We start from the raw sequence: 24963 nt of genomic DNA, 5'->3' as shown, positions 1-24963 counted from the left end.
TGGAAGAGCGCGATGAATCAATTTGCGATTCTGTACGGAGATCGATTTATCAGGCCAACCTGGTAAAGATAGGGCCTGCCTGACGGCAGGCCGTAACCGGCCCGAACACAAAAAATCTGACACTCTCCTGACACTCGGCCATCGGGAGCAAGCCCCCTCCCACAATTGGATCTCCATTTTTCTGAAGGTATCAGCTGCTTTAGATCTGCCTTGCTCTGGCTTTTGATCCTGCTTTTGATCTTGGGCGCCCCCGTTATCCCAATAACGGATATGCACACAAAAACCCAGGCAGCCCCCAAAAACCCAACCCGCGTCAGTTTCAAGACCGAGACTTGCCGCCCGCGGCAGTAGTCCGCCGTTTTTTCGACTATCCCCCGCCCATCCGCCCACCCCAACTTCCCCCAAACCCCCGCCCCACCTGAACTTTCGCCTATTTCCAAAAGTTGGACCGCAAATTGCTTAAGCCACCTCAGTACAACGGTGGGCGGCAAGCGTCCGTCAGAAAGAGGATAGAGCGTGGACAAATACCTTTACGTGGCAATGACCGGCGCCAGTCAGAATGCTCTGGCGCAGAAGGCCCATGCCAACAATCTGGCGAACATTTCCACCAACGGTTTTCAGCGCGACCTGGAGCAGGCGCGTTCGATGCCGGTGTTTGGTGACAGCTTTCCGGCGCGGGCGTTTGCCCTGACTGAGCGGCCAGGCACTGACTTCTCGCCGGGTGCCATGATCGAAACCGGTCGCGACCTCGATGTGGCCGTCGGTGGTGATGGCTGGATGGCCGTGCAAACCCCGGATGGCGGCGAAGCCTACGTGCGCAGCGCCAGCATGAACGTGGACGCGCTGGGCGTGCTGCGCGCCGCCAACGGCATGCCGATCATGGGCAACGGCGGCCCCATTGCCGTGCCGCCCCAGCAGAAAATCGAAGTGGGCACCGACGGCACCATCAGCATCCGCGCCATGGGCGAAGGCCCGCGGGTGATGGCCGAAGTGGACCGCATCAAGCTGGTCCAGCCGGACCTCAAGAACATGACCAAGGGGCTGGACGGCACCATCCACACCAAGGATGGCCAGCCTGCCCAGGCCGATGCGCGGGTCACGCTGAACTCGGGTTTCCTGCAGGCGAGCAACGTCAACGCGGTGGAGGAAATGACCGCGGTGCTGGCGCTTTCCAAACAGTTCGAGCTGCACATCAAGATGATGAACAGCGCCAAGGAAGACGATCAGGCCATGACTCGCGTCATGCAGATGAGCTAAGTCACCCACTAATTTCGCAGCACGGCGCCAACGATCAGGCGCACGAAGGAGAACAGCATGCTTCCGGCTCTATGGGTTGCCAAAACCGGTTTGTCCGCCCAGGACACCAACCTGACCACCATTTCCAACAACCTGGCGAACGTGTCGACCACGGGCTTCAAACGTGATCGCGCCGAGTTCCAGGACTTGCTCTACCAGATCAAGAAACAGCCGGGCGCGCAGTCGACCCAGGACAGCGAACTGCCGTCGGGCCTGCAGTTGGGTACCGGTGTGCAGATCGTCGGCACCCAGAAAAACTTCACCGCCGGTAACCTGCAGCAAACCGGGCAACCCCTGGACATGGCGATCAACGGCAAGGGGTTCTTCCAGATCCTGCAACCGGATGGCACGACCTCCTACACCCGTGACGGCACATTCCACCTGGACGCCAACGGTCAGGTCGTCACCGCCAATGGTTTTGCCCTGGAACCTGCGATTGTGGTGCCTGCGAATGCGCAGACCTTCACCGTTGGTAACGACGGCACCGTGTCGATCACCGTGGCCGGCAACCCGGCGTCGCAAGTGATCGGCAACCTGCAGACCGCCGACTTCATCAACCCGGCCGGCCTGCAGGCCATGGGCGGCAACCTGTTCCTGGAAACCGCCTCCAGCGGCGCGCCGCAGATCGGCACTCCAGGCCTCAACGGTTTCGGCACCACCCTGCAAAGCACCCTGGAAACCTCCAACGTCAGCACGGTTGAGGAGATGGTCAACATGATCACCACCCAGCGCGCCTACGAGATGAACTCCAAGGTGATTTCCACCGCCGACAAGATGCTTTCGTTCGTCACGCAGAATCTGTAATCAAGTCTATGGGGCGCTTGCGAGCGCGTCTGCAACACCGTGAGGTTAGGGTCATGAATCGCTTTGTTTGTGTTTTGGCATTGAGTGGGATCAGCGTGCTGGCCGGATGTGTCGCGCCGTCGCCGAAACCCAATGACCCGTACTACGCGCCGGTGTTGCCGCGCACGCCATTGCCGGCGGCCGCCAACAATGGCTCGATCTACCAGGCCGGTTTCGAGCAGAACCTGTACAGCGACCGCAAGGCGTTCCGGGTCGGTGACATCATTACCATTACCCTGAACGAGCGCACCCAGGCCAGCAAGAACGCCAACTCCCAGGTGGGCAAGACCAGCAAGGCGGGCATCGGCCTCACCTCGTTGTTCGGCGCCGTGCCCAACGTCAATAATCCGTTGGGCGATGGCGACCTGAGCCTGAGCGCCGGTTACAGCGGCGACCGTGCCACCAATGGCAAGAGCGCGGCAGGGCAGGGCAACAGCCTGACCGGTTCGATCACTGTGACCGTGGCCGATGTATTGCCCAACGGCATCATCGCCATACGCGGTGAAAAGTGGATGACCCTCAACACTGGCGACGAGCTGGTGCGCATTGCTGGCATGGTGCGTGCAGATGATATCTCCACCGACAACACCGTGCCGTCGACCCGCATCGCCGATGCCCGCATCACGTACTCCGGCACCGGCGCGTTTGCCGATGCGAGCCAGCCGGGCTGGTTCGACCGTTTCTTCCTTAGCCCGCTGTTTCCTTTCTAGGTGCCCATTAAGGTGAGAACTTTGAACCTCAAGCAACTGCTGGCGGCGGCGCTCCTGCTGAGCCTGAGCGCTGTCGCCCAGGCCGAGCGCCTGAAAGACATCGCCAGTATTTCCGGCGTGCGCTCCAACCAGTTGATCGGTTACGGCCTGGTGGTGGGGCTCAGCGGTACGGGCGACCAGACCACCCAGACCCCGTTCACCCTGCAGACTTTCAACAACATGCTCTCGCAGTTCGGCATCAAGGTGCCGGCGGGTTCGGGCAACGTGCAACTGAAAAACGTCGCGGCGGTGTCGATCAGCGCCGATTTGCCGGCGTTCTCCAAGCCGGGCCAGGTGGTGGATATCACCGTGTCGTCCATCGGCAACTCCAAGAGTCTGCGCGGCGGCACGTTGCTGATGACGCCGCTCAAGGGTATCGACGGCAACGTCTACGCCATCGCCCAGGGCAACCTGGTGGTGGGCGGTTTTGACGCCGAGGGCCGCGACGGGTCGAAGATCACCGTCAACGTTCCGTCGGCCGGACGCATCCCCGGCGGCGCCACGGTAGAACGCACCGTGCCCAGCGGTTTCAACCAGGGCAACAGCCTGACCCTGAACCTCAATCGCTCCGACTTCACCACCGCCAAACGCGTGGTCGACAAGATCAACGACATGCTCGGCCCAGGCGTGGCCCAGGCCATCGACGGTGGCTCCGTGCGCGTCACCGCGCCACTGGACCCAAGCCAGCGCGTCGATTATCTGTCGATCCTGGAAAACCTCGAGGTCGACCCCGGCCAGGCGGTGGCCAAGGTCATCATCAATTCGCGTACCGGCACTATCGTGATCGGCCAGAACGTCAAGGTCTCGCCAGCGGCGGTCACCCACGGCAGCCTGACCGTGACCATCACCGAAGACCCGATCGTCAGCCAGCCCGGCCCGTTGTCCAACGGCCAGACGGCGGTGGTGCCGCGCTCGCGGGTCAATGCCCAGCAGGAAGCCAAACCGATGTTCAAGTTCGGCCCCGGCACCACCCTGGACGAGATCGTCCGTGCAGTGAACCAGGTGGGCGCGGCGCCAGGCGACTTGATGGCGATTCTCGAAGCCCTGAAACAGGCCGGCGCCTTGCAAGCCGACCTGATCGTGATCTGAGGCCATGGCCATGGATATGCGCAAGAGCGGCATCAGCAGCACGGCGGACTCGGGGTCCTACTCCGACTTGAACCGGCTTAACCAGCTGAAGGTCGGCGACAAGAACAGCGACGCAAACATGCGCAAAGTGGCGCAGGAGTTCGAGTCGCTGTTTCTCAGCGAAATGCTCAAGTCGATGCGCAAGGCCACTGATGCCGTGGGCGAAGACAACCCGCTGAACACCGATGCCGCCAAGCAGTACCAGGACATGTACGACCAGCAGCTGGCGGTGTCGATGTCCCGCGAGGGCGGCGGCATCGGCCTGGCCGACGTGCTGATGCGCCAGATGCAGAAGAACAAGCCGGTGGACGCCCAGGCGGCCACCCTGCAAGGCCCTGGGGCGACTGAGCCGGCGAAGAAAGTCGATGTGCCGACCGAGATTGCGGCCGGCACCCAGGCTTCCGGCCCGTTGGGCCGCTCCAATGGCCAGCGGCCGCTGTGGGCGTACCGTGTGGCTGAGCCCCAGGCCGGTGGCGCGGCGTCCCACAGCAATGACGTGGCACTGATGAATCAGCGGCGCATCGCCTTGCCGAGCAAGCTGACCGACCGTCTGCTCGCCGGCATCGTGCCGACTGCGCCAGTGGCCATCGACGCCAAAAGCGCGCCGCTGCGCAACAGCGCCGCCGCCGATAATGTGGTCAACAGCAGCGCGCGTGCGTTTGCCGCGCCGAGCGGGCAGATGCAAGTGTATGCCCGCGCCGTGGCCCAGCCACCGTTGGCGCCGGCGAAGAAAGCGTTCAGTTCACAGGATGAATTTGTCGCCACCATGCTGCCGATGGCCAAGGCCGCCGCAGCGCGCATTGGCATCGATCCGAAGTACCTGGTGGCCCAGGCGGCCCTGGAAACCGGTTGGGGCAAGTCGGTAATGCGCGCCCAGGATGGCAGCAGCAGCCACAACCTGTTTGGTATCAAGGCCGGCAAGAGCTGGCAGGGCGAGCAGGCCCGTGCGATCACCAGCGAGTTCCGTGACGGGGCGATGGTCAAGGAAACGGCGCAGTTCCGTTCCTACACGTCCTATCAGGACAGCTTTCATGACCTCGTCACGTTGCTGCAAAGCAATGATCGCTATAAAGATGTTGTGAAATCAGCCGACAACCCGGAACAGTTTGTGCGCGAGTTGCAAAAAGCCGGATACGCAACCGACCCGGATTACGCCAGCAAGATTTCGCAGATCGCAAAAACGATGGGCAGTTACCAGAATTACGCTGCCGCTGGCGCAACCACACATTTATAAGGTTTGAACCATGAGTTTGCTCAGTATCGGGATGTCGGGGCTCAACGCCGCTCAAGGGTCGTTGTCAGTCTTGAGTAACAACATCGCCAACGCCAATACCTCGGGCTATTCGCGCCAGCAGACCACGCAGAACGCCAGCGCGGCCAACCCCTACGGCGGCCTGTTCGTGGGCACCGGCACCACCCTGGCCGACGTGCGCCGGGTGTACAACGAATTCCTCGACGCGGCTTACCAGAACAGCACGGCGCTCAATAACGACGCCAAGGCGTATTCGGGCCAGGCCAGCGCCATCGACAAGACCCTGTCGGACAAGACCACCGGCATGTCTTCGGTGCTGAGTGCGTTTTTCGCCGCGGTGCAGACCTCATCGGCCAACCCCAGCGACGTGTCCGCCCGCCAGGTGCTGCTGACCAGCGCCCAGACCCTGAGCAACCGCTTCAACGCGATTTCCAGCCAGTTGACCCAGCAGAAAGAGTCGATCAACGGCCAGTTGAGCACCATGAGTGATCAGGTCAACCAGTTGACCTCCTCGATCGCCTCGCTCAACAAGCAGATCACCCAGGCGCAGGGCTCCAACATGAGTGCTCCGGCCAACCTGCTGGATGCGCGCAACGAGGCGGTGCGTTCGCTCAATGAGCTGGTGGGCGTCACCACCGGCGAGAAGAACGGCGTGTTCAGCGTCAGCACCGGCAGTGGCCAGTCTCTGGTGCTGGGCGATCAGTCCAACAGCATTTCGGCGGTGCCGAGCAAAAGCGACCCGACCCAGTACACCATCCAGCTCAATGCCGGCGGCGGCACCGCCATCGATCTGGGCAATGTGCTCAGCGGTGGCAGCATTGGCGGCCTGTTGCGTTACCGCAGCGATGTGCTGACGCCCACCATCAACGACCTTGGGCGTATCGCGCTGGCCACCGCTGACACCGTCAACAGTCAACTGGGTCAGGGCCTGGACCTGAACGGTGACTTCGGTGCGTCGTTGTTCAAGGACATCAACAGCGTCGCCGCCATTGCGCAGCGCAGCCAGGGGGCGGCCGGCAACAGTGCCGGCTCCGGTAACCTGAATGTCACGATCAAAGACACCAGCAAGCTGTCGACCTACGACTACAAGGTCAGCTTCACCAGTGGCAATACGTACACCGTGTTGCGTTCCGACGGCAAGGCGATGGGTGCGTTCGACACCACCACCACGCCGCCGCCGGTGATCGACGGCTTCACCCTGGCACTGGACGGCAAGGGCCCCATGGCCGCCGGCGACAGTTTCAAAGTCAGCCCCACCGCCAATGGCGCGACCACCATCGGCACCCAGCTGACCGACGCCAATAAAGTCGCGTTCGCCGCGCCGTTGCTGGGCGAGGGCAGCAAGACCAACCAGGGTACCGGCACCTTCACTCCGCCGACCCTGACCGTGCCGATTGATATCCACGGCGGCGCCGACACTGCTCAATTGCGTACCGGGATCGAACACTCGATGCCGGTAAAAATGGTGTTCGGCAAGCCGGCCGCCGATGGCACCCAGAGCTACACGCTCAACGATGCCCAGGGCAACTCGATCGGCACCGGCACCATCATTCCCGGCCAGACCAACAAGATCACGGTCAACGTGCCGATGCGCGATGCCAGTGGTGCCGTGCTGGTGCCGGCCAAGAGCTTCAAGTTCGATACCACTGTCGCCGGCTCGCCCGCCAATGGCGACAGCACTACGTTCTCGTTCAATGCGACGGGCAAGTCCGACAACCGCAACGCCCAGGCGCTGCTCGACCTGCAGACCAAGGTCACGGTGGGGTTGAGTGACGGCAACGGCGGCGGGGTGAGCCTGGTCGGGGCCAACAGTCGACTGGTGTCCACCGTCGGGGCCAAGGCCGCGTCGGGCAACACCGACACCACCGCCACGGGCGCGCTGCTCAAGGCTAACCAGGATGCGCGCAATTCGGTGTCCCAGGTCAACCTGGATGAAGAGGCGGGCGACATGATCAAGTTTCAGCAGTACTACACGGCATCGTCGCAGATCATCAAGGCGGCGCAAGAAACCTTCAGTACGCTGATCAATAGTCTTTAAGGGAGCCTGGGACGATGCGCATTTCCACACAGCAGTATTTCGATACCACTGCCGCCAAGTACCAAACCAACTATTCAAGCCTGGTACAGGCTCAGGATCAGGCCTCCACGGGCGTACGCGTGCAGACAGCCGCCGATGACCCGGTAGCGGCCGCACGCCTGTTGATGCTGCAGCAGCAGAAAGACATGTTGGGCCAGTTCAACACCAACGTCACCAGCCTGAAGAACTCCCTGACCAACGAAGAAAGCGTGCTGCAATCGATCAACCTGGCGTTGGGCCGTGCCAGTGAGTTGGCGTTGCGTGCGGGTGGCTCCCTCAGCGATGCGGACCGCCGTTCGGTGGCCAGTGAAGTCGGTGCCATCGAAGAACAAGTGCTGGGCCTGCTCAACAGCAAGGACTCGTCGGGCAACTACCTGTTTTCCGGTTCCAAGACCGACACGCCGCCCTACAGCCGCAACAGCGACGGCACTTACAACTATCAGGGCGACGAGACCCCGCTGAGCCTGCAGGTATCCGACACCTTGAACATCAGTGCCGGTGACACCGGCAAGAACATTCTGGAAGGCGCGGTCAACTCCAGCCGCACCCAGGCCACCTGGATTGCCCCGGCCGTGGTGCCACCGGCCACCCAGCCGGCCGCGAATGACAATAAAGTGGCGTTGTCGGCCGGGCTCGTCACGAATGGCATCGATTACACCAACAAGTTCGCCGACGGGCAGCCTTACAAGCTGACGTTCAGCAGCAGTACCCAATACTCCGTCGTCGACAAGAACGGCGTCGACATCACCTCGCAGATCCCCGGCAACGGTACGTTCGACTCCACCAAGGAGGGCAGCTCCAGCATCAACTTGCGCGGCGTGAAGTTCGACATCAACTTCAACCTGGGTGACGTCGCGTCGGGGCCCAACTCCGATGCCGTGGTCAAGGATCGTTCGTTCAGTCTGGAAGCCAAGCCGGACACCTTCAGCGTGTCGCGCACCGCCAGCAACCCCTCGACGGCGCAGTTGACCAACGCCCGCGTGACCAACCAGGCCGCGTATGCCAGCACGTTCCCGGCCAACAGCGGCGCGGTGATCAAGTTCACCAGCGCCACCGCATACCAGGTGTATGCCCAGCCGTACACGGCCGACAGCAAATCCATCGCGACCGGCGATACCGGCGGCGGCACCACCGTCGTCGCGGCCGGGGTAACGTTCGACGTCAGCGGCACGCCGCAGAACGGTGACCAGTTTGCGGTGGGTGCCGCCACTCAGAAAACCCAGAATGCGCTCGATACCCTGAGCCAACTGCGCAAAGCGCTTGAGCTGCCGGCCGACGGCAGTCCGGCAGCGACGGTCAAACTCAAGGATGCGTTGTCCGCCGCGATCAGCAACTTCACCAACTCCAGTACCCAGATCGATGTGGTGCGCGGCTCCATCGGCGCGCGGCAGAATGCCCTGGATACCCAGGCCAGTGAGAACGCCAGTATCGGTCTGGCCAATACCAGTACCATGAGCGACCTGGGCAACATCGACACCGCGCAGGCGGCGATCAACCTGACCTTGCAGCAAACCATGCTGCAAGCCTCACAGTTGGCGTTCGTGAAGATCTCGCAGCTGAGCCTGTTCAACAAGATGTAAGGCACGCGCTGCACAACCACGGCTCACTCCGAAAACGGGGTGGGCCGTTGTCGTTTTCGCGGCTGAATGGTTGAAGGGTTTTGCACAAAACGCAGAAAATTGAGTGACCTGTGAGTCACAAGGCGCATCTTCACTGTATCGTGTGAAAAGGATAAGTCGCCCAGCACACCCTGCGGCGCGGCTTTCAGCGAGATTTTACGGGGTTGTCCCCTCTTATTGTCAGCACTCCAGGCGCAGTTCCGGGGGTGTTCTCCAGCTATTCGGTATTGGGAAGCCACAATGATTGGCATAAAAAGCATCGCCAGTTACGTGCCCGCAGACGGGATCGATAACTACGCCCAGGGTGCCAAATTCGCCAAGGATGAAGAATTCATCATTGGCAAGATCGGGTCGGCGTTCCTGCCGCGCAAGGAAGCTGCGCAGGAAACCTCCGATCTGTGTGTCGAGGCGGTCAACGCGTTGTTTGCCAACAACCCGGCGTTAAAGCGCGAGTCAATCGATGCGCTGATCGTTGTCACCCAGAACGGCGACGAAGAGGGGCTGCCCCACACCGCCGCCATCGTGCAGGACAAACTCGGCCTGCCAACCCACGTGGCCGCCTTTGATATTTCCCTGGGCTGCTCCGGTTACGTCTACGGCATCTACGCGATGAAAGGCTTCATGGAAGCCACCGGCCTGAAAAACGGCCTGCTGATCACCGCCGACCCGTACTCGAAAATCGTCGACCCCGAAGACCGCAACACCACCATGCTGTTCGGCGATGCCGCCACGGCTACCTGGATGGCCGAAGACGCACCCTGGTTGCTCGGCAAGTCGAAGTTCGGCACCGACGGTTCCGGCGCGCCGCACCTCAAGGTCAGCGACGGCGTGTTCTTCATGAACGGCCGTCAGGTCTTCAACTTTGCCTTGCTCAAGGTGCCGGCACACTTGCACGAGCTGCTCAACGAGTCAGACCTCAAGGCTGACGAGATTGACGCCTTCTGCATCCACCAGGGCAGTGCGGCCATCGTCGACGCCGTGGCGCGGCGTTTTGAAGATGCACCGGTGGACAAGTTCATCAAGGACATGGTCGAGACCGGCAACACCGTGTCGTCGAGCATTCCGTTGCTGCTGGAAAAGCACGTGATGGACGCCACCTGGAAACGCGTGGCAATCAGCGGGTTCGGTGTGGGCCTGTCGTGGGGTTCGGCGATTCTGTATCGCCCGTGACACCTTAATATAGCTGCCACACAAGACGCCGATGATCGAGAGATCATCGGCGTTTTTTATTTGGCGCCAGAAAAACCCGCGATTACGGGGTTTCAGGCCCGCGTAAACCCTTGAATTGCAAGGGGTGGCACGGGGCTATTAAAAATATTCAAAAAAACACTCAAGCAACCGGCTCACACGACGATAACTATTACGAAGGTTCTCAGGCACACCCGGCGGTTGCCAGGGCCGGAAGCCGCAGTAAACCACCATCGAGGATTTCGTCATGGCTTTAACAGTAAACACCAACATTGCTTCCATCACTACCCAGAACGGCCTTGGCAAAGCGGCCAACTCGCTGCAAACCTCCATGCAGCGTCTGTCCACTGGTCTGAGCATCAACAGTGCTAAAGACAACGCTTCGGGCCTTCAGATCTCCAACCGTCTGACCAGCCAGATCAACGGCCTGGGCCAAGCGGTCAAGAACGCCAACGATGGTATCTCCATCGCGCAGACCGCTGAAGGCGCAATGCAGGCTTCGACCGACATTCTGCAAAAGATGCGTACCCTGGCTCTGTCCTCGGCTACCGGCTCCCTGAGCGACGCTGACCGTACTTCGAACAACGAAGAATACCAGGCGCTGACTTCGGAACTGACCCGTATCTCGCAGACCACTACCTTCGGTGGCCAGAAGCTGCTCGACGGTTCGTACGGCACCAAAGCCATTCAGGTTGGCGCCAACGCTAACGAAACCATCAACCTGAGCCTGAACAACGTTGCCGCCAACAACATCGGTTCGCAGCAGGTCAAAAGCGTTGGTATCACTCCAACCGCCAGCGGCGTAGCCGGCGGCGTGATTGGCATCACCGGTAACGGCCAGACTGCCAGCGTCACTGTAGCAGCAGGTTCTTCGGCCAAAACCATCGCCAGCCAACTGAACGGCGCTGTAGGCGGCCTGTCGGCTACCGCCAGCACTGAAGCTCAGTTCGTCGTCGGCGCTGCTGCCAAAACGACTCCGGCTTCGTTCACCTTGACCATCGGTGGCCAAGCTACAACGTTCACCGGCGTGACCGATACTGCCAGCCTGGCTGACCAGTTGAAATCCAACTCCGCCAAGCTCGGCATCAGCGTCAACTACGACGAATCCAAAGGCACCCTGTCGGTCAAGTCCGACTCCGGTGAAAACCTGGCATTCAGCGCTGCCACCGCAGCCGGCTCGATCACCGTCGCCACCAAAGATGGTTCCGGCAACTACGGCACCGCCGCGGCTCTGGCTAACGGCCTGACCGCTACCGGTTCCGTGAACCTGGACTCGTCCAAGGGCTATGCACTGAACGGTGCCGGTGTAACCGGTCTGTTCGCCGCTACCGGTACTGCCGCAGCGTCCGCCAAAACCACCATCGCTCAAACCGACGTGACCAGTGCCTTCAACGCACAGGCCGCAGTGGCAGTGATCGACAAGGCTATCGGCGGCATCGACAGCGTACGTTCGGGCCTGGGTGCTGTTCAGAACCGTCTGACCACTACCGTAGACAACCTGACCAACATTCAGAAGAACTCCACCGCTGCACGTTCGACTGTACAAGACACCGACTTCGCTGCTGAAACAGCCGAGTTGACCAAGCAACAAACGCTGCAATCGGCCGCTACCGCGATCCTGTCGCAGGCCAACCAACTGCCATCCGCTGTACTGAAGCTGCTTCAGTAATAACCGCGCTTGGTGACTGACGGAAGGGTGCGTTTAACGTGCCCTTTCGTCGTTTCGGTTTTAGAGGAGATTGGACATGGACATGAGTGTAAAGCTAGCCTCGTCTTATCCACCGGTTGCACCTCAAAGCGCACCGGCCGCCGTCGTTGCGGACAAGGACAAGACCAAGGTCGAGGCCATCGCGCCGATCGCCGGCAAGCCGGAACGGGCTGATCTGGAACAAGCGGTTACCGATATTCGAGAATTCGTACAAGCGGCCCAGCGCAAACTGGATTTTTCGATCGATGACTCCACCCATCGGGTTGTGGTCAAGGTCATCGCCACCGACAGTGGCGAGGTGATTCGCCAGATTCCCTCGGAAACAGCCTTGAAGTTGGCGCAAAACCTGGCAAATGCCAGTCACGTGCTGTTCGACGAAAAGGTCTGAGCTGGCATGAAACTTGTTGCGGTGATGTCTTGATGGGTTGCTCGTCAAGAAAACGGCAACTACCGAATTAGGAGCAAGATGATGGCGAGTACAACGGTTAGTGGTGTGGGTTCTGGTATCGATACCAGCGGGATCATTACGTCGCTGGTAAATGCTGAAAAAGCACCGAAACAGCTTCAGATCAACACGCAATCGCAGAAAGCGACCACTCAACTTTCGTCCATCGGAAAGATTCAGGCAGCCCTGGACGCGTTCCGTGGCGCGCTCAAGACCCAAGGCACCGACAACAGCTTCAGTGGCCTGGTCGGTACGTCCTCGGATGAAAAAGTCGCCACCATGACCGCGGGGGCGGGTGCGTCCAACGGCTCGTTCTCGCTGGTGGTGTCGCAGCTGGCCCAGCCTTCGAAGCTGAGCAGTGCCAACTTTGCCGGTGGCGCATCGAGCGTGATCAACAAGGGTAGTACGGCGACCACACTGACCATCTCGCAGTCAGGCAAGAACTTTGACGTCAGCGTGGCGCCCGGCGCGACCCTGCAACAGGTGCGCGATTCGATCAACTCGCAGTTCGGCACCGCAGGCCTGAGTGCCAACATCCTCACAGATTCCAATGGTTCGCGATTGATCCTGACTTCGACCAATGGTGGTGTGGGCACGGACTTGACCCTGTCCGGCAACTCGGGCGTCGACACCGGCTACAAGGTGGTCAACCCGCCGCAGAATGCCAAGTACACCATTGATGGCATTGCCGCCGAATCGAAGACAAACAACATTACCGAGGCGGTGAGTGGTGTCAGCATCAAATTGCTGACGGTATCGCCGCCGGTTGACAAGGCGACTCCGAACATACTGACGGCCCTCACCATCTCCGTCAGTACCAGCACCACCGCGCTCAAATCCGGCGTCAAGGGCTTCGTCGACACCTATAACGCGCTGCTCAAGGCAATGACCTCAGAAACAGCCGTGACCAAAAGTGCGGCGGGCGACCCCGTGGCGGCGACATTGACCGGTGACTCGACCCTGCGCACGCTGCAATCGGCGATCCGCAACGAGTTCAACAAGATGTCGGGCAACGGTGCGTTGAAATCCCTGGCCCAGTTCGGCGTCGAAACCGACCAGACCACCGGCCTGCTGTCGATCGACGACAAGCAGTGGGACAACGCGATGAAGACCAATGCGGCGGACCTCAGCAGTATCTTCACGGGCAAGGACGGCTTGCTGGCGCGCTTGACCACGGCAACCGATGCCTACGCCAAACCGACCACCGGCATCCTGGCAACGCGCTCCACCTCATTGTCCGACAGCCTCAAGGACCTGGCCAAGCAGCAGAGTGCACTCGACCAGCGTATCGATGCCTATCAGACCACGCTGACCAACAAGTACGCGGCGATGGACACTCTGGTAGCCCAGTTGCGCCAGCAGAGCAGCAACGTGCTGGGTACCCTCAATGCGCTGAACAACCAGAAAAACAACTGATTTGACTGCTTGGCAAAAGCCCGGGTCTTTGACCCGGGCTTTTTTATGGTGCGCCGATTCCCCCGTAGCGAGCGGGCTTTTTGTGGCGAGCGGGCTTGCCCCGCGTTGGGCTGCGCAGCAGCCCCCAAGACCAGGCGCTGCGCAGTATCAGGTACACCGCGTTTTCCTTGAATGGGGGCGCTTCGCAGCCCAGCGCGGGGCAAGCCCGCTCGCCACAAAAGCTCCGTTGCAGGGGGGGGGGGGTCCCCCGGCCAGTCAGGGCAGCCACGCCTTTCGCCAGGCCAGCAGGTTATCTTCCCTGAGCATCCACTTGTCCAGTATCACGCTGTGCAGGGCGTCGCCGGCAGCGGCACTGGCGTCCGGTTCGGCCAAATGTTCGCGAATGGCGGCAATCCAGTCCCTGGAGCGGTTCTTGACCCGGGTCACCGGAAAATCACCGCGATAACACAGGATGTCCGAGCAGATCACCGGCAGGGCACAGGCGCCGTATTCCAGCAGGCGCAGGTTGCTTTTGCAGGCGTTGAAAAAGTTGTCTTCCAGCGGCGCCAGCGCCAGGTCCAGGTTCAGGGCAGCCAGGCGTGCCGGGTATTGGTCGATGTTCACGCCACCGTGAAACTCATGGACATAAGGGCGCAGGGCCGGTGGGCACATGCCCATGAACACCCATTCCACCTCGCCGGCCAGTTCGCGAACCACCTCGGCAATCACCAGCAGGTCGGCGCCGTGGCTTGAGCCGCCGGCCCAGCCCACCCGAGGCTTGCGCCCCTGCTGGCGCAGGCTCGTCAGCCCGTTCCACCACTGGGCGGGCAGGCGGTTTTCCATCACGCGAATGTCGGCGTTGTAGCCTTTGAGCGCATTGGCCAGCGGTTGGGTCGACACCACCAGTCGATCACACAGGCTCACGGCTTTTTTCAGGCGCTTGGCAATGTCCTTGGGAAACAGCGAGCGGGTCAGGTTGCCGGCGGGCACGTTGAGGATGTAGTCGTCCAGCTCGTACACCTTGAACGCTTTGGACAGTGACCGGGCGTTCTGGATGACTTCAAGTTGGGTTTTTGTGAATTGGCGCTGGAAGATGATCGTGTCCGGCGCCAGGCGCTCCAGTTCCACCGGTTGCAGCAGCAAGTCGTTCACTTCACCGTCGATCAGCCTGGCGGCCTGCAAGGCAGCGAAGGGCTGGCGCACCCGATAATGGCCGCTGCCGAAGGAATCGCCGGGGTAGCACACTGCGTAAGGTAGCGCGTGACTGGCGAGCGGGCGCCAGCCCAACTCGCTACGGCATTCATAGGCAAAGCCGCTGCCTTCCAGGGTCAGGTTGCGATTGTAGGCCGGGTCGTTTGCCAGCTGCGGCAGCCAGCGCTGGTACATCACCGCCTGTTCGCGCTTGAAGCGCTCGCGCTTGGTGTCCTGGGTGGCCTTGTCAACCTGGTTCTGGCTCACGTTGGCTTCGTGCATCAGGATCGCGTAAGGCGTCCACACCACCAATTGCCCGGCCTGGCCGACTTTCAGGCACAGGTCCACATCGTTGTAGGACACCCCCAGGTCGGCCTCGTCCATCCCGCCCACCTGGCGATACAGTTCGGTGCGGATCATCAGGCAGGCGGCCGTTACGGCGCTGTAGTTCTGATCGACTTGCAGCCGGTGCAGGTAGCCGTTGGACAGCATCGGGCTGTCGATGAACCCGTGATCTGCCACGCCGCGCAGGCCAAGGACCACGCCTGCGTGCTGCACCGTGCCATTGGGAAACAGCAGTTTGGCGCCGACGATGCCGACTTCCGGCCGCTGGGCGTGATGGAGCAGGGCGTCAAGCCAATCGCCGTCGATGACTGCGGTGTCGTTGTTGAGCAGGACCAGATATTCGCCACGGGCGCGGCTGACGGCGAAGTTGTTGATGGCCGAATAGTTGAACGGGTGCGGGTAGCGCAGGATGCGCACCTTGGCATCGTTCAGGCGCTCCATGCCGGCGAACCATTCACGGGCTTCGGCGGTTTGGCTGTTGTTATCGACGATGAGCAGTTCGTAATGGGTGTTGCGGGTGTTCTCCATCAGGCTTTCTATGCAGCGCATCAGCATAGGCAACTGGTCTTTGGTGGGGATGATGATCGACACCAAGGGTGTTGTCGGGTGCTGATAGACCACGCGATGGACCATCGGCAGGGGGCCGGTGCGCAATTCGTGCGCCACGCCCAGGCGTTGCAGGTGCGCCTCGATGACCGCCGCGGAGTGGGCGATAACCTGGGCCTCACCCAGCCACTGGCCGAAGTTGATGGCCTGGTGTACCAGTACTTCGGCGATGTGGCCGACGCTGCCCAGCCCGTGGGTCTCGATCAGCCGCAAGAGCAGGTCGTGGGGCGCAAGTTCCGCGAAGGCAGGGTCGAAACCATCGGCCTGCAAGGCGGCGGCGCGGCTGAAGGCCAGGGCGCGGCCTACATACGGGTAACTGCGCAACAGGTCGAGGTTGAGGTCCGGCTTGAAGACCGGATCCTGGCGGCCAGAGGCGGTAATCGAATCCTCGTCGCTGTAACAGGCGCTGATGCCGGGGTTCAGCGCGATCCCCTCGGCCAGCAGCAGCAGGGCGTGGGCGTCGAGCTGGTCGCCGCCGCGCAGCAGGTAGCACCAATCGGCCTGGATGCCTTGCAGCAACTCATTGAGCTGGCTCGGCCAGGACTCTGCCAGCGGCAGCCACACGAGATTGTCGGCCGGGGTTATCCCGACGGGGTCGGCATTGGACAGTACGGCGATGGCCGCCGCCTGGTACAGCTGGCCGTCGATGCTGTCCAGTGTTGCGCGCAAGGCGGCCATGTCACCGCTGGTATCGGTCACCACCAACAATACGCCCGGTTGCTGCGGCCAGCTTGCCAGCCGCGCCGGCAGGCCTTCGAATTCGCTGGCCGCCAGTTGCCGGGTTTCCAGCCAGCGCTGATACAGATGGACATTGCGCTGCTGTTTGCCGAGATGCCCCAGCACGCCGAAAAAGCGTTCGAACGCGTGGGCAAGGGTGCCGTCAAGCTGGCCGGCTTCGGTTTCGAAGTCGGCGGGTGTCAGGTGCATGCGCTCCAGAGGGGCCAGCGCTTCAAGGCGCACGAAGAACATGGTGCCGGCGAAAAAGTCAGCCTCGTCGATGTGCTGCGGTTCAAGGCCGGCACGCTCGGCCAGGGCCAATAGATGAATACGGTTTTTTTCAGCCAGATGGGTGGTCACTGCCTGGCGGTAGCGCTCCGTGCCCAGCAGCGGATGGTGCGTCGGGTTGGCCAGGTACTCCACAGACTGGCGAAACCGCACCGGAGCGAGCAGGTCATCGAACAGTTCGCTGGCCCAGGAATTGTTCACGCCCAAGTGCACCGAGCGCTTGGTATGCAGCTTGACCAGGGTGTGAATATTATCGGCGCGTAAAAATGGCAGTACGCTCAAAAAGGGCAAGACGTCGCGGCCATGGTTGGGTACGCGGAACAGTGAATAACCCAGGCCGGTGCCCGCCAAATGGTCGCGTACTTCATTTTCGCGCCCCGCCATGCAGGTAACGTAGAGATGCAGGCGTTCATGCAGTTGAATCAGGCGTTGCAGGATGTCCAGAAGCACATCCGGGTGGAAGGCATGGATGACCACCGCCACGGGTGGCTCGCTGTCCGGCAGAGCGGGTCGCCGCACCTCGAGCAATTCGCATGTTTCGGCGCTGACCGCCGAGACCTCCGTGGCTGACGCGTCGGCACTGGCGGCCGTGTAAGCGTCGCGCAACGCAAACAGTCTGAAGGCCTGAGGGCCAGGCAGGGGCCTGCGGCGCACCTGCGCCTGGAACTGCGGGCGATACAACCCCAACGCATGAATCTGTTCGACGAAGTCGGTGCGGCTCTGCAGGAACAGTGCCTTCATGTCGGGCTGGTTCTGACGCTGGTCGGCATGTCGACGAAACAGCGACAGCGGCTCATGCAGGAACGCCAGGTGACCGTGCTGCAGCAGGTTCACAAACATCGCCAGGTCGTTGATGGCGCGGATCACCACACCGCCAAGGGCGCAGATGTATGGCAGCTTGTCGCTCAACTGCGCGCGGCGAAACATCACGGTGCTGGGCTCGCCGATGAAATTGACCGGCCAGTCGCAGAGCAGCGAAATGATGTCCTCGCCGTGCAGGCAGGTGTCTTGGCTGAATACACCGGACGTTTCGAGGATATCGGGCTGCGCCTCACCCTGGGCATCGATTATCGTGCGCCGCGAAGTGACCAGCGCGATATCGCCGCGCGCCTGGAGTACCGCCGCCATGCGCGAGATGCAGTCGGGTAGCAGCACGTCATCATCGTTGAGGAATTTGATGTATTCGCCCTGGGACTCCTGCATGCAACGGTTGAGGTTGAGCATGCCGCCCAACTGCTGTTCGTTGTGCAGGTAGCGCACCGGCACAGCTGACTGCGCAGCGAGGCGTTCGGTAATCAGGCGGACGCCGTCGTCGCGGCAGTCATCGGTGACAACGACTTCGATGTTGGCGTAGCGCTGATTCAGCGCACTGCTCAGTGCCGCCTCGAAGAATCGAGGGCTGTAGGCCGGTATCGCGATGCTGACCAGCGGCACCTGTGCGGCTGAAGGAGTAGTTGTCATGCACACACCAGTTTGAACAAGGGACGAAGGTTGAACCGGCTGTTGGCGCGCGCGGTCATGGCGCTGCCGCTTGGTCGGTGAGCAGGTCTGCCAGGCAATCGATCACCCGTTCGATGTCTGCATCGGTCAATGAAAGATGGAAGGGGAGGCCCAGCAGGCGTTCGGTCAGCAGATCGACCACCGGCAGCGGACCGGCCGCGCACGCCTGGAAGGCCGGGTGGCCGTGCAGGGGAGGGCAGTACCAGCGACGGGTTTCGATGTCTTCGCCGAGCAGACGCAGTTGAATGTCGACCCCGCGAACACCCGGCGGCAGTAACACAAGCATCAGGCTGTATACGCCGTCCGCGGGTTTGACTTGAAGTTTCAGCGCGGGAATTCGCGCCAGCAGGCGTGCGGCATAGCGCTGATGCAGGCTGCGCCGTGTTTCTGCCACGGTCGGCCAGTTGTCCAGCGCCGCCAGGGCAACGGCCGCATGGTATTCGCTCATCTTGCCGTTCTCACCCGCATCGAACACCAGGCCGCCACTCTGGGCATCGATGCCGAAGTTGCTGAGTGCGCGCATGCTCTGGCCGTAAGCGTGGTGGCGGGCGGCGACGAAACCGCCTTCGCCGCCGCCCAGCGCCTTGGTGGCGTGCAGGCTGAAGGCAACCTTGGTGGTCAGGCCGACCTGTTGATTGCCCCAGGCGCCTGCGGCGTCCACCACCACCGGGATGCCGGTTTCGGCGGTGAACAGGTCCCAGCCTGCGACGTCCTGAGGACAGCCATACGTCGCGACCGGCATCACGGCGTCAAATGGCGTTTCAGCCAAGGCCGCGCGGGCTATCGCGGGCGTCAGCAGCCAGCTGTCGGGATCCACATCGCTGATCAGCGGCGTAAGCCCCGCACGGATGATGGCGGTGGCGGTGGCGACGAACGTCAGCCCAGGCACGAGCACCCGGCCAGCCTTGCGCAGCCTCAATGCTTCGAGGGCGATTTGCAGTGCGCAGGTGCCATTGGCCATGGACACCACGTGCACCTTCGTCGGCTCGCGACTGAATGAGCGCGACAGCCGTTCTTCGAGTTCGCAGACCAGCGGGCCGAAGTTGGTGTACCAGCGATTTTCATCGATCTGCTGCCAGTACGGAAGAATCTGCTCGACCTTCGGCATCTCTGGCACTAACAACTTGATGATATTTTTCATGGTGCCCGCGACTGTCAATTAAATATCGTTTCCTACGATTGGAAAGGGGCAAAGCAGGAACTGTACCAAGCGGATTTATGGCGCCCGTGTGGCACCCCGCAAAAAGCCAATGCTGCGTGCATTGGCTTTTTTGATAACGGTGGGATTAAAGTTATGGGTAATCGAGTCGACATAAACGTTACTGAAATCTTTCCGCTGTCGCCTGTTACGAGGTAGAACCATGAATCCCATGAGAGCCCTTCGCCAATACCAGAAGGTCAATTCCCATGCTCAGATCTCTGAAGCCAGTCCGCACCGTCTGGTGCAGATGCTGATGGAGGGTGGGCTTGACCGCATGGCTCAGGCCAAGGGTGCTTTGGCGCGTGGCGACATTGCGCAGAAAGGCCTGATGCTCGGCAAGGCGGTGGATATCGTCATCGGCCTGCGCGACGGTCTGGATGCTGAAAAAAGCGAAAATCCAGCGTATATCCAGCAACTGGAAAGTCTGTATGCGTACATGACCAACCGTCTGATGGAAGCCAACCTGCACAACGACCCCGAGATGATCGACGAGGTTGCGCGCTTGATGATTACCGTCAAGCAAGGCTGGGATGGTATCGCGACCCCACAAGGCGCCGCACAGTAAGGCCAACGGCCTTGAGGAATACGTCATGAGCCATGCACTGCAACGCATTGATGAAACCCGTGAGGCGCTGGTGGGTGCGCTGGCGGACCGCAACTGGGAGGCCATCGGCGAACTCGATCTGGGCTGTCGCGATGTGATCGACCAGGTGCTCAGTGAAGCGCCGGTCAACGAGGACGCGTTGCGTGAAAAGCTGGAAAGCCTGCTGGCGGTGTATCAGCAGTTGCTTGAGGTGACGACGGGGGAGAGGCAGGCGATTTTCGAAGAGATGTCGCAGATCAACCAGGCAAAAAACGCGTCAAAGGTCTACCATCTGTTTGGTTGAACAGAGTCGGTTAACCCTAATGCGCGTCATAAATTTGACTGCGCAGGTTTTTTTGACTTAACTAGTGTTGTTTTCAGATTTCAGACGTCTACAAGGTAATAAGTCCTACAGGCGTCTTGATTGCCCTCACACTGGGGCAGGAAGTTTTACTAGGGAAGTTGCTATTGCATGTGGCGTGAAACCAAAATTCTGCTGATTGATGACGATAGCGTTCGCCGCCGCGATTTGGCGGTGATTTTGAATTTTCTTGGCGAAGAAAATCTGCCCTGCGGCAGCCATGATTGGCAGCAGGCGGTCAGCTCATTGTCATCGAGCCGTGAAGTCATCTGTGTGCTGATCGGGACGGTAAACGCTCCTGGCGCAGTTTTGGGCTTGTTAAAGACACTGTCTACCTGGGATGAGTTCCTTCCGGTGTTGCTGATGGGCGATATTTCTTCGGTCGAGTTGCCCGAAGACCAGCGCCGCCGCGTGTTGTCCACCCTGGAAATGCCGCCCAGCTACAGCAAATTGCTCGACTCCCTGCACCGTGCCCAGGTCTATCGCGAGATGTACGACCAGGCCCGCGAGCGCGGCCGTCACCGCGAGCCCAACCTGTTCCGCAGCCTGGTCGGTACCAGCCGTGCCATCCAGCACGTGCGCCAGATGATGCAGCAAGTGGCCGACACTGACGCCAGCGTGCTGATCCTTGGCGAGTCCGGCACCGGCAAGGAGGTGGTCGCGCGCAACCTGCACTATCACTCCAAGCGGCGCGACGGACCCTTTGTGCCGGTCAATTGCGGGGCGATCCCGGCAGAGCTGCTCGAAAGCGAACTGTTCGGCCACGAGAAGGGCGCCTTCACCGGCGCCATCACCAGCCGTGCCGGGCGCTTCGAACTGGCCAACGGCGGCACCCTGTTCCTCGACGAAATCGGCGACATGCCGCTGCCGATGCAGGTCAAGCTGTTGCGCGTGTTGCAGGAGCGCACGTTCGAGCGTGTGGGCAGCAACAAGACCCAGAGCGTTGATGTGCGCATCATTGCCGCCACCCACAAAAACCTCGAAAGCATGATCGAGGTCGGCAGCTTTCGCGAAGACCTGTACTACCGCCTCAACGTATTCCCCATCGAGATGGCCCCGCTGCGCGAGCGCGTGGAAGACATCCCGTTGCTGATGAACGAACTGATCTCGCGCATGGAACACGAAAAGCGCGGCTCGATCCGCTTCAACTCGGCTGCGATCATGTCCCTGTGCCGTCACGGCTGGCCGGGCAACGTGCGTGAGCTGGCCAACCTGGTGGAGCGCATGGCGATCATGCATCCCTATGGCGTGATCGGCGTGGTCGAGTTGCCGAAAAAATTCCGCTACGTCGACGATGAAGACGAGCAGATGGTTGACAGTCTGCGCAGTGACATGGAAGAGCGGGTGGCCATCAACGGCCACACCCCGGACTTCGGTTCCACTGCCATGCTGCCGCCCGAAGGCCTGGACCTGAAGGACTATCTCGGCAATCTCGAACAAGGTCTTATCCAGCAGGCGCTGGACGATGCCAACGGCATCGTCGCCCGCGCCGCCGAACGTCTGCGCATCCGTCGCACCACCCTGGTGGAGAAGATGCGCAAGTACGGAATGAGTCGTCGGGATGGCGATGAACAGGCAGATGATTGACGCCTGTTTTTCAACTGACTGAAAAATAAGCTTATTTTTTTAGGCACGGGTATTGCTACAGCTCTCGCAACGTTCCGTTTAACTGACGGTCAGCCAGCGAGAGAGCATCATGCCCCACGCCGCCCAGCTATCCTCGGCCCCTGCCATCCAGGGGCTGGTTCCGCCTGTAGAGTCGCCGATCCGCCAGGGTCTTGAGCAGGCGTTCTCCCAGTTCAACCAGATGTCGAGCCAACTGACCGACTCCTACAGCCTGCTGGAAGCCCGGGTTTCCGAGCTCAAGGGTGAGTTGGCGGTGGTCAGCGCCCAGCGCATGCAAGAGTTGGCCGAGAAAGAACGCCTGGCCAACCGCCTGCAAAACCTGCTGTCGCTGTTGCCCGGTGGCGTCATCGTGATTGACGATCAGGGCCGCGTGCGCGAGGCCAACCCGGCCGCCTGCGACATGCTCGGCCTGCCGCTCGAAGGCGAGCTGTGGCGTGAAGTTATCACCCGCTGCTTTGCGCCCCGTGAAGACGACGGTCACGAAATCTCCCTCAAGGACGGGCGCCGCCTGTCCATTGCCACCCGCTCCCTGGACGCCGAGCCCGGTCAACTGGTGCTGCTCAACGACCTGACGGAAACCCGGCACCTGCAGGACCAGTTGGCGCGCCACGAACGACTGTCGTCGTTGGGCCGGATGGTCGCCTCTCTGGCGCATCAGATCCGCACGCCGCTGTCGGCCGCGCTGATCTACGCCAGTCATTTGACTGACGAGCAACTGCCCGCCGCCACCCACCAGCGCTTTGCCGGGCGCCTCAAAGAGCGCCTGCATGAGCTGGAGCATCAGGTGCGCGACATGCTGGTGTTTGCCCGCGGCGAATTGCCTTTGACCGACCGCGTCACCCCGGCGGCGCTGATGCAGGCGTTGCAGGCCGCCGCCGCCACCCATATCCAGGACGTGCAAGTGCGCTGGCAGTGCAACAGCCACCTGGGTGAACTGCTGTGCAACCGCGACACCCTGGTGGGCGCGCTGCTCAACCTGATCGAAAACGCCACCCAGGCCAGCGGTCCCGGCGCACGCCTGAAGATTCACTTGTACAGCCGCGAGCAAACCCTGCGCCTGTGCATCAGCGACAGTGGCAGCGGCATCGACCCGCTGGTGCTGCAACGCCTGGGCGAACCTTTTTTTACCACCAAGACCAACGGCACGGGCCTGGGCCTGACCGTGGTCAAGGCAGTGGCGCGTGCCCATCAGGGAGAATTGTTGCTGCACTCCCGGCTGGGGCGTGGCACCTGTGCATTGATGACCTTGCCGCTGTTTACCAGCGCGGCAGGCACGGAGTAAGGATATGGCTATCAAGGTTTTGTTGGTGGAGGACGATCGTGCCCTGCGTGAGGCATTGGCTGACACGCTGCTGCTGGCGGGCCATGACTATTGCGCGGTCGGTTCCGCCGAAGAAGCCTTGGCAGCCGTGGAGCAGGAGGCCTTCAGTCTGGTGGTCAGCGATGTGAACATGCCCGGCATGGACGGTCACCAGTTGCTCGGCCTGCTGCGCGCGCGGCACCCGCAATTGCCGGTGCTGCTGATGACTGCCCACGGCGCCGTCGAGCGCGCGGTGGACGCCATGCGCCAGGGCGCGGCGGATTATCTGGTCAAGCCGTTCGAGCCCAAGGCGCTGATCGAACTGGTTGCCCGGCACGCCCTTGGGGTTATTTCCAATCCCGACGGCGAGGGCCCGATTGCCTTCGAGCCGGCCAGTGCCCAATTGCTGGAACTGGCCGCCCGTGTGGCGCGCAGCGACTCCACCGTGCTGATCTCCGGCGAGTCCGGCACCGGCAAGGAAGTGCTGGCGCGTTATATCCACCAGCAGTCGAGCCGCGCCAAACAACCGTTTATCGCGATCAATTGCGCAGCGATCCCCGACAACATGCTCGAGGCCACCTTGTTCGGCCATGAGAAGGGTTCGTTCACCGGTGCCATCGCGGCTCAGGCTGGCAAGTTCGAGCAGGCGGACGGCGGCACGATCCTGCTCGATGAGATCTCGGAAATGCCCCTGGGCCTGCAAGCCAAGCTGCTGCGGGTATTGCAGGAGCGTGAGGTGGAGCGGGTGGGCGCGCGCAAGCCGATTCAGCTGGATATCCGCGTGGTTGCCACCACCAACCGCGATCTGGCGGGCGAAGTGGCGGCGGGGCGCTTTCGCGAAGACCTGTTCTACCGGCTGTCGGTATTTCCCTTGGCCTGGCGCCCGTTGCGCGAGCGCCCGGCGGACATCATCCCGCTGGCCGAGCGCCTGTTGCGCAACCACGTCAAAAAAATGAAGCATGCCCAGGCACGGCTGTCGGCCGAGGCCCAGGCCTGTCTGATCGACTACCCGTGGCCGGGTAATGTGCGCGAACTGGACAACGCCATCCAGCGGGCGTTGATCCTGCAGCAGGGCGGCTTGATCCAGCCGCAGGACTTTTGCCTGGCCACCGGCACGGGCGCGGCGCCGTTGCCAAGCCTGGCACCGGCGCCTGTGGTCACCGAGGGCGAATCTGCCGGCGCGCTGGGCGACGACCTGCGTCGCCGCGAATTTCAGATGATCATCGACACCCTGCGTGCCGAGCGCGGCCGCCGCAAAGAGGCCGCCGAGCGCCTCGGTATCAGCCCGCGCACCCTGCGCTACAAGCTGGCGCAGATGCGCGACGCCGGCATGGACGTCGAAGCCTACCTCTTCGCCACCTGATTCAACCCTTCACAGGTTTGTTCAGCCCTGTGGCAAGCAGGGTCGTCCCAATGCCGTTCAATAAAAGCTCAGATTCTCCGTGGCGAGCAGGCTTGCCCTGCGTTGGGCTGCGCAGCAGCCCCAAAACCAGGCTCTGAGCAGCATCAGGTACACCGTGCCTTCCTTTGATTGGGGTCGCTTCG

18 protein-coding genes are annotated in these 24963 nt (G+C 61.4%); 16 read left to right on the top strand and 2 right to left on the bottom strand.

All coding sequences use genetic code 11. From position 1 onward, the window contains the following. Positions 1–516 precede the first annotated feature (516 nt). The 11 genes from TU79_RS12165 (at position 517) to fliD (ending at position 13721) form a co-directional block, all read left to right on the top strand. A complete protein-coding gene (locus tag TU79_RS12165; RefSeq protein WP_003230926.1) occupies positions 517–1257 on the top strand; it encodes a flagellar basal body rod protein FlgF in 741 nt (246 codons plus the stop codon). A 57-nt stretch (positions 1258–1314) separates the two neighbouring features. Further along, complete coding sequence (flgG, locus tag TU79_RS12160) at positions 1315–2100, top strand: flagellar basal-body rod protein FlgG (RefSeq protein WP_003230929.1); 786 nt, start codon at positions 1315–1317, stop codon at positions 2098–2100. 53 nt (positions 2101–2153) lie between these two features. Continuing rightward, positions 2154–2849 carry a flagellar basal body L-ring protein FlgH gene (gene flgH, locus TU79_RS12155; RefSeq protein ID WP_057008190.1) on the top strand — a complete coding sequence of 232 codons (696 nt, stop codon included), beginning with the start codon at positions 2154–2156 and terminating at the stop codon, positions 2847–2849. Between the two features lie 21 nt (positions 2850–2870). Continuing rightward, positions 2871–3977: a flagellar basal body P-ring protein FlgI gene (locus tag TU79_RS12150; RefSeq protein WP_003230933.1), complete on the top strand. Its 1107-nt coding sequence runs from the start codon at positions 2871–2873 to the stop codon at positions 3975–3977. A 4-nt stretch (positions 3978–3981) separates the two neighbouring features. Continuing rightward, a complete protein-coding gene (gene flgJ, locus TU79_RS12145) occupies positions 3982–5250 on the top strand; it encodes a flagellar assembly peptidoglycan hydrolase FlgJ (RefSeq protein ID WP_057008189.1) in 1269 nt (422 codons plus the stop codon). 10 nt (positions 5251–5260) lie between these two features. Further along, on the top strand, positions 5261–7306 hold the full coding sequence (gene flgK / locus TU79_RS12140) for a flagellar hook-associated protein FlgK (RefSeq protein ID WP_057008188.1): 2046 nt from the start codon (positions 5261–5263) through the stop codon (positions 7304–7306). A gap of 14 nt (positions 7307–7320) precedes the next feature. Continuing rightward, complete coding sequence (locus tag TU79_RS12135; RefSeq protein WP_057008187.1) at positions 7321–8925, top strand: flagellar hook-associated protein 3; 1605 nt, start codon at positions 7321–7323, stop codon at positions 8923–8925. A gap of 279 nt (positions 8926–9204) precedes the next feature. Beyond that, a complete protein-coding gene (locus TU79_RS12130; RefSeq protein ID WP_057008186.1) occupies positions 9205–10134 on the top strand; it encodes a ketoacyl-ACP synthase III in 930 nt (309 codons plus the stop codon). A 265-nt stretch (positions 10135–10399) separates the two neighbouring features. Further along, positions 10400–11821, top strand: coding sequence for a flagellin N-terminal helical domain-containing protein (locus tag TU79_RS12125; RefSeq protein WP_057008185.1), 1422 nt, complete (start codon positions 10400–10402; stop codon positions 11819–11821). Between the two features lie 76 nt (positions 11822–11897). Continuing rightward, complete coding sequence (locus TU79_RS12120) at positions 11898–12248, top strand: flagellar protein FlaG (protein ID WP_057008184.1); 351 nt, start codon at positions 11898–11900, stop codon at positions 12246–12248. An 81-nt stretch (positions 12249–12329) separates the two neighbouring features. After that, positions 12330–13721, top strand: coding sequence for a flagellar filament capping protein FliD (gene fliD, locus TU79_RS12115; RefSeq protein WP_057008183.1), 1392 nt, complete (start codon positions 12330–12332; stop codon positions 13719–13721). Between the two features lie 255 nt (positions 13722–13976). Here the strand turns inward: fliD and TU79_RS12110 are convergent, their stop codons facing one another. Both TU79_RS12110 and TU79_RS12105 read right to left on the bottom strand, forming a co-directional pair. Beyond that, entirely contained in the window at positions 13977–18308 is a 4332-nt protein-coding gene (locus TU79_RS12110; RefSeq protein ID WP_231986867.1) for a glycosyltransferase, read from the bottom strand. Between the two features lie 55 nt (positions 18309–18363). Next, positions 18364–19488, bottom strand: coding sequence for a DegT/DnrJ/EryC1/StrS family aminotransferase (locus TU79_RS12105; protein WP_057008182.1), 1125 nt, complete (start codon positions 19486–19488; stop codon positions 18364–18366). 220 nt (positions 19489–19708) lie between these two features. On the opposite strand from TU79_RS12105, the gene fliS reads away from it, so the two are divergent. The 5 genes from fliS to TU79_RS12080 all read left to right on the top strand — a co-directional run bounded on the left by fliS (position 19709) and on the right by TU79_RS12080 (position 24781). Then, positions 19709–20113, top strand: a complete 405-nt coding sequence (fliS, locus tag TU79_RS12100) for a flagellar export chaperone FliS (protein ID WP_057008181.1) — start codon at positions 19709–19711, stop codon at positions 20111–20113. A 25-nt stretch (positions 20114–20138) separates the two neighbouring features. Further along, positions 20139–20435, top strand: coding sequence for a flagellar protein FliT (gene fliT, locus TU79_RS12095; protein ID WP_003230955.1), 297 nt, complete (start codon positions 20139–20141; stop codon positions 20433–20435). A 168-nt stretch (positions 20436–20603) separates the two neighbouring features. Continuing rightward, entirely contained in the window at positions 20604–22079 is a 1476-nt protein-coding gene (locus TU79_RS12090; protein WP_057008180.1) for a sigma-54 dependent transcriptional regulator, read from the top strand. Between the two features lie 109 nt (positions 22080–22188). Continuing rightward, the gene (locus TU79_RS12085) at positions 22189–23400 is read left to right on the top strand and encodes a sensor histidine kinase (protein WP_057008179.1); all 1212 of its coding nucleotides are present in this window, start codon (positions 22189–22191) and stop codon (positions 23398–23400) included. Positions 23401–23404: 4 nt separating this feature from the next. Beyond that, on the top strand, positions 23405–24781 hold the full coding sequence (locus TU79_RS12080; RefSeq protein WP_057008178.1) for a sigma-54-dependent transcriptional regulator: 1377 nt from the start codon (positions 23405–23407) through the stop codon (positions 24779–24781). Positions 24782–24963 lie beyond the last annotated feature (182 nt).

The sequence above is a fragment of the Pseudomonas trivialis genome (assembly GCF_001439805.1).
Classification (GTDB): Bacteria; Pseudomonadota; Gammaproteobacteria; order Pseudomonadales; family Pseudomonadaceae; genus Aquipseudomonas; species Aquipseudomonas trivialis.
The sequence above is the reverse complement of the archived record's forward strand: the minus strand, read 5'-3'. Positions and strand labels throughout refer to the sequence as shown.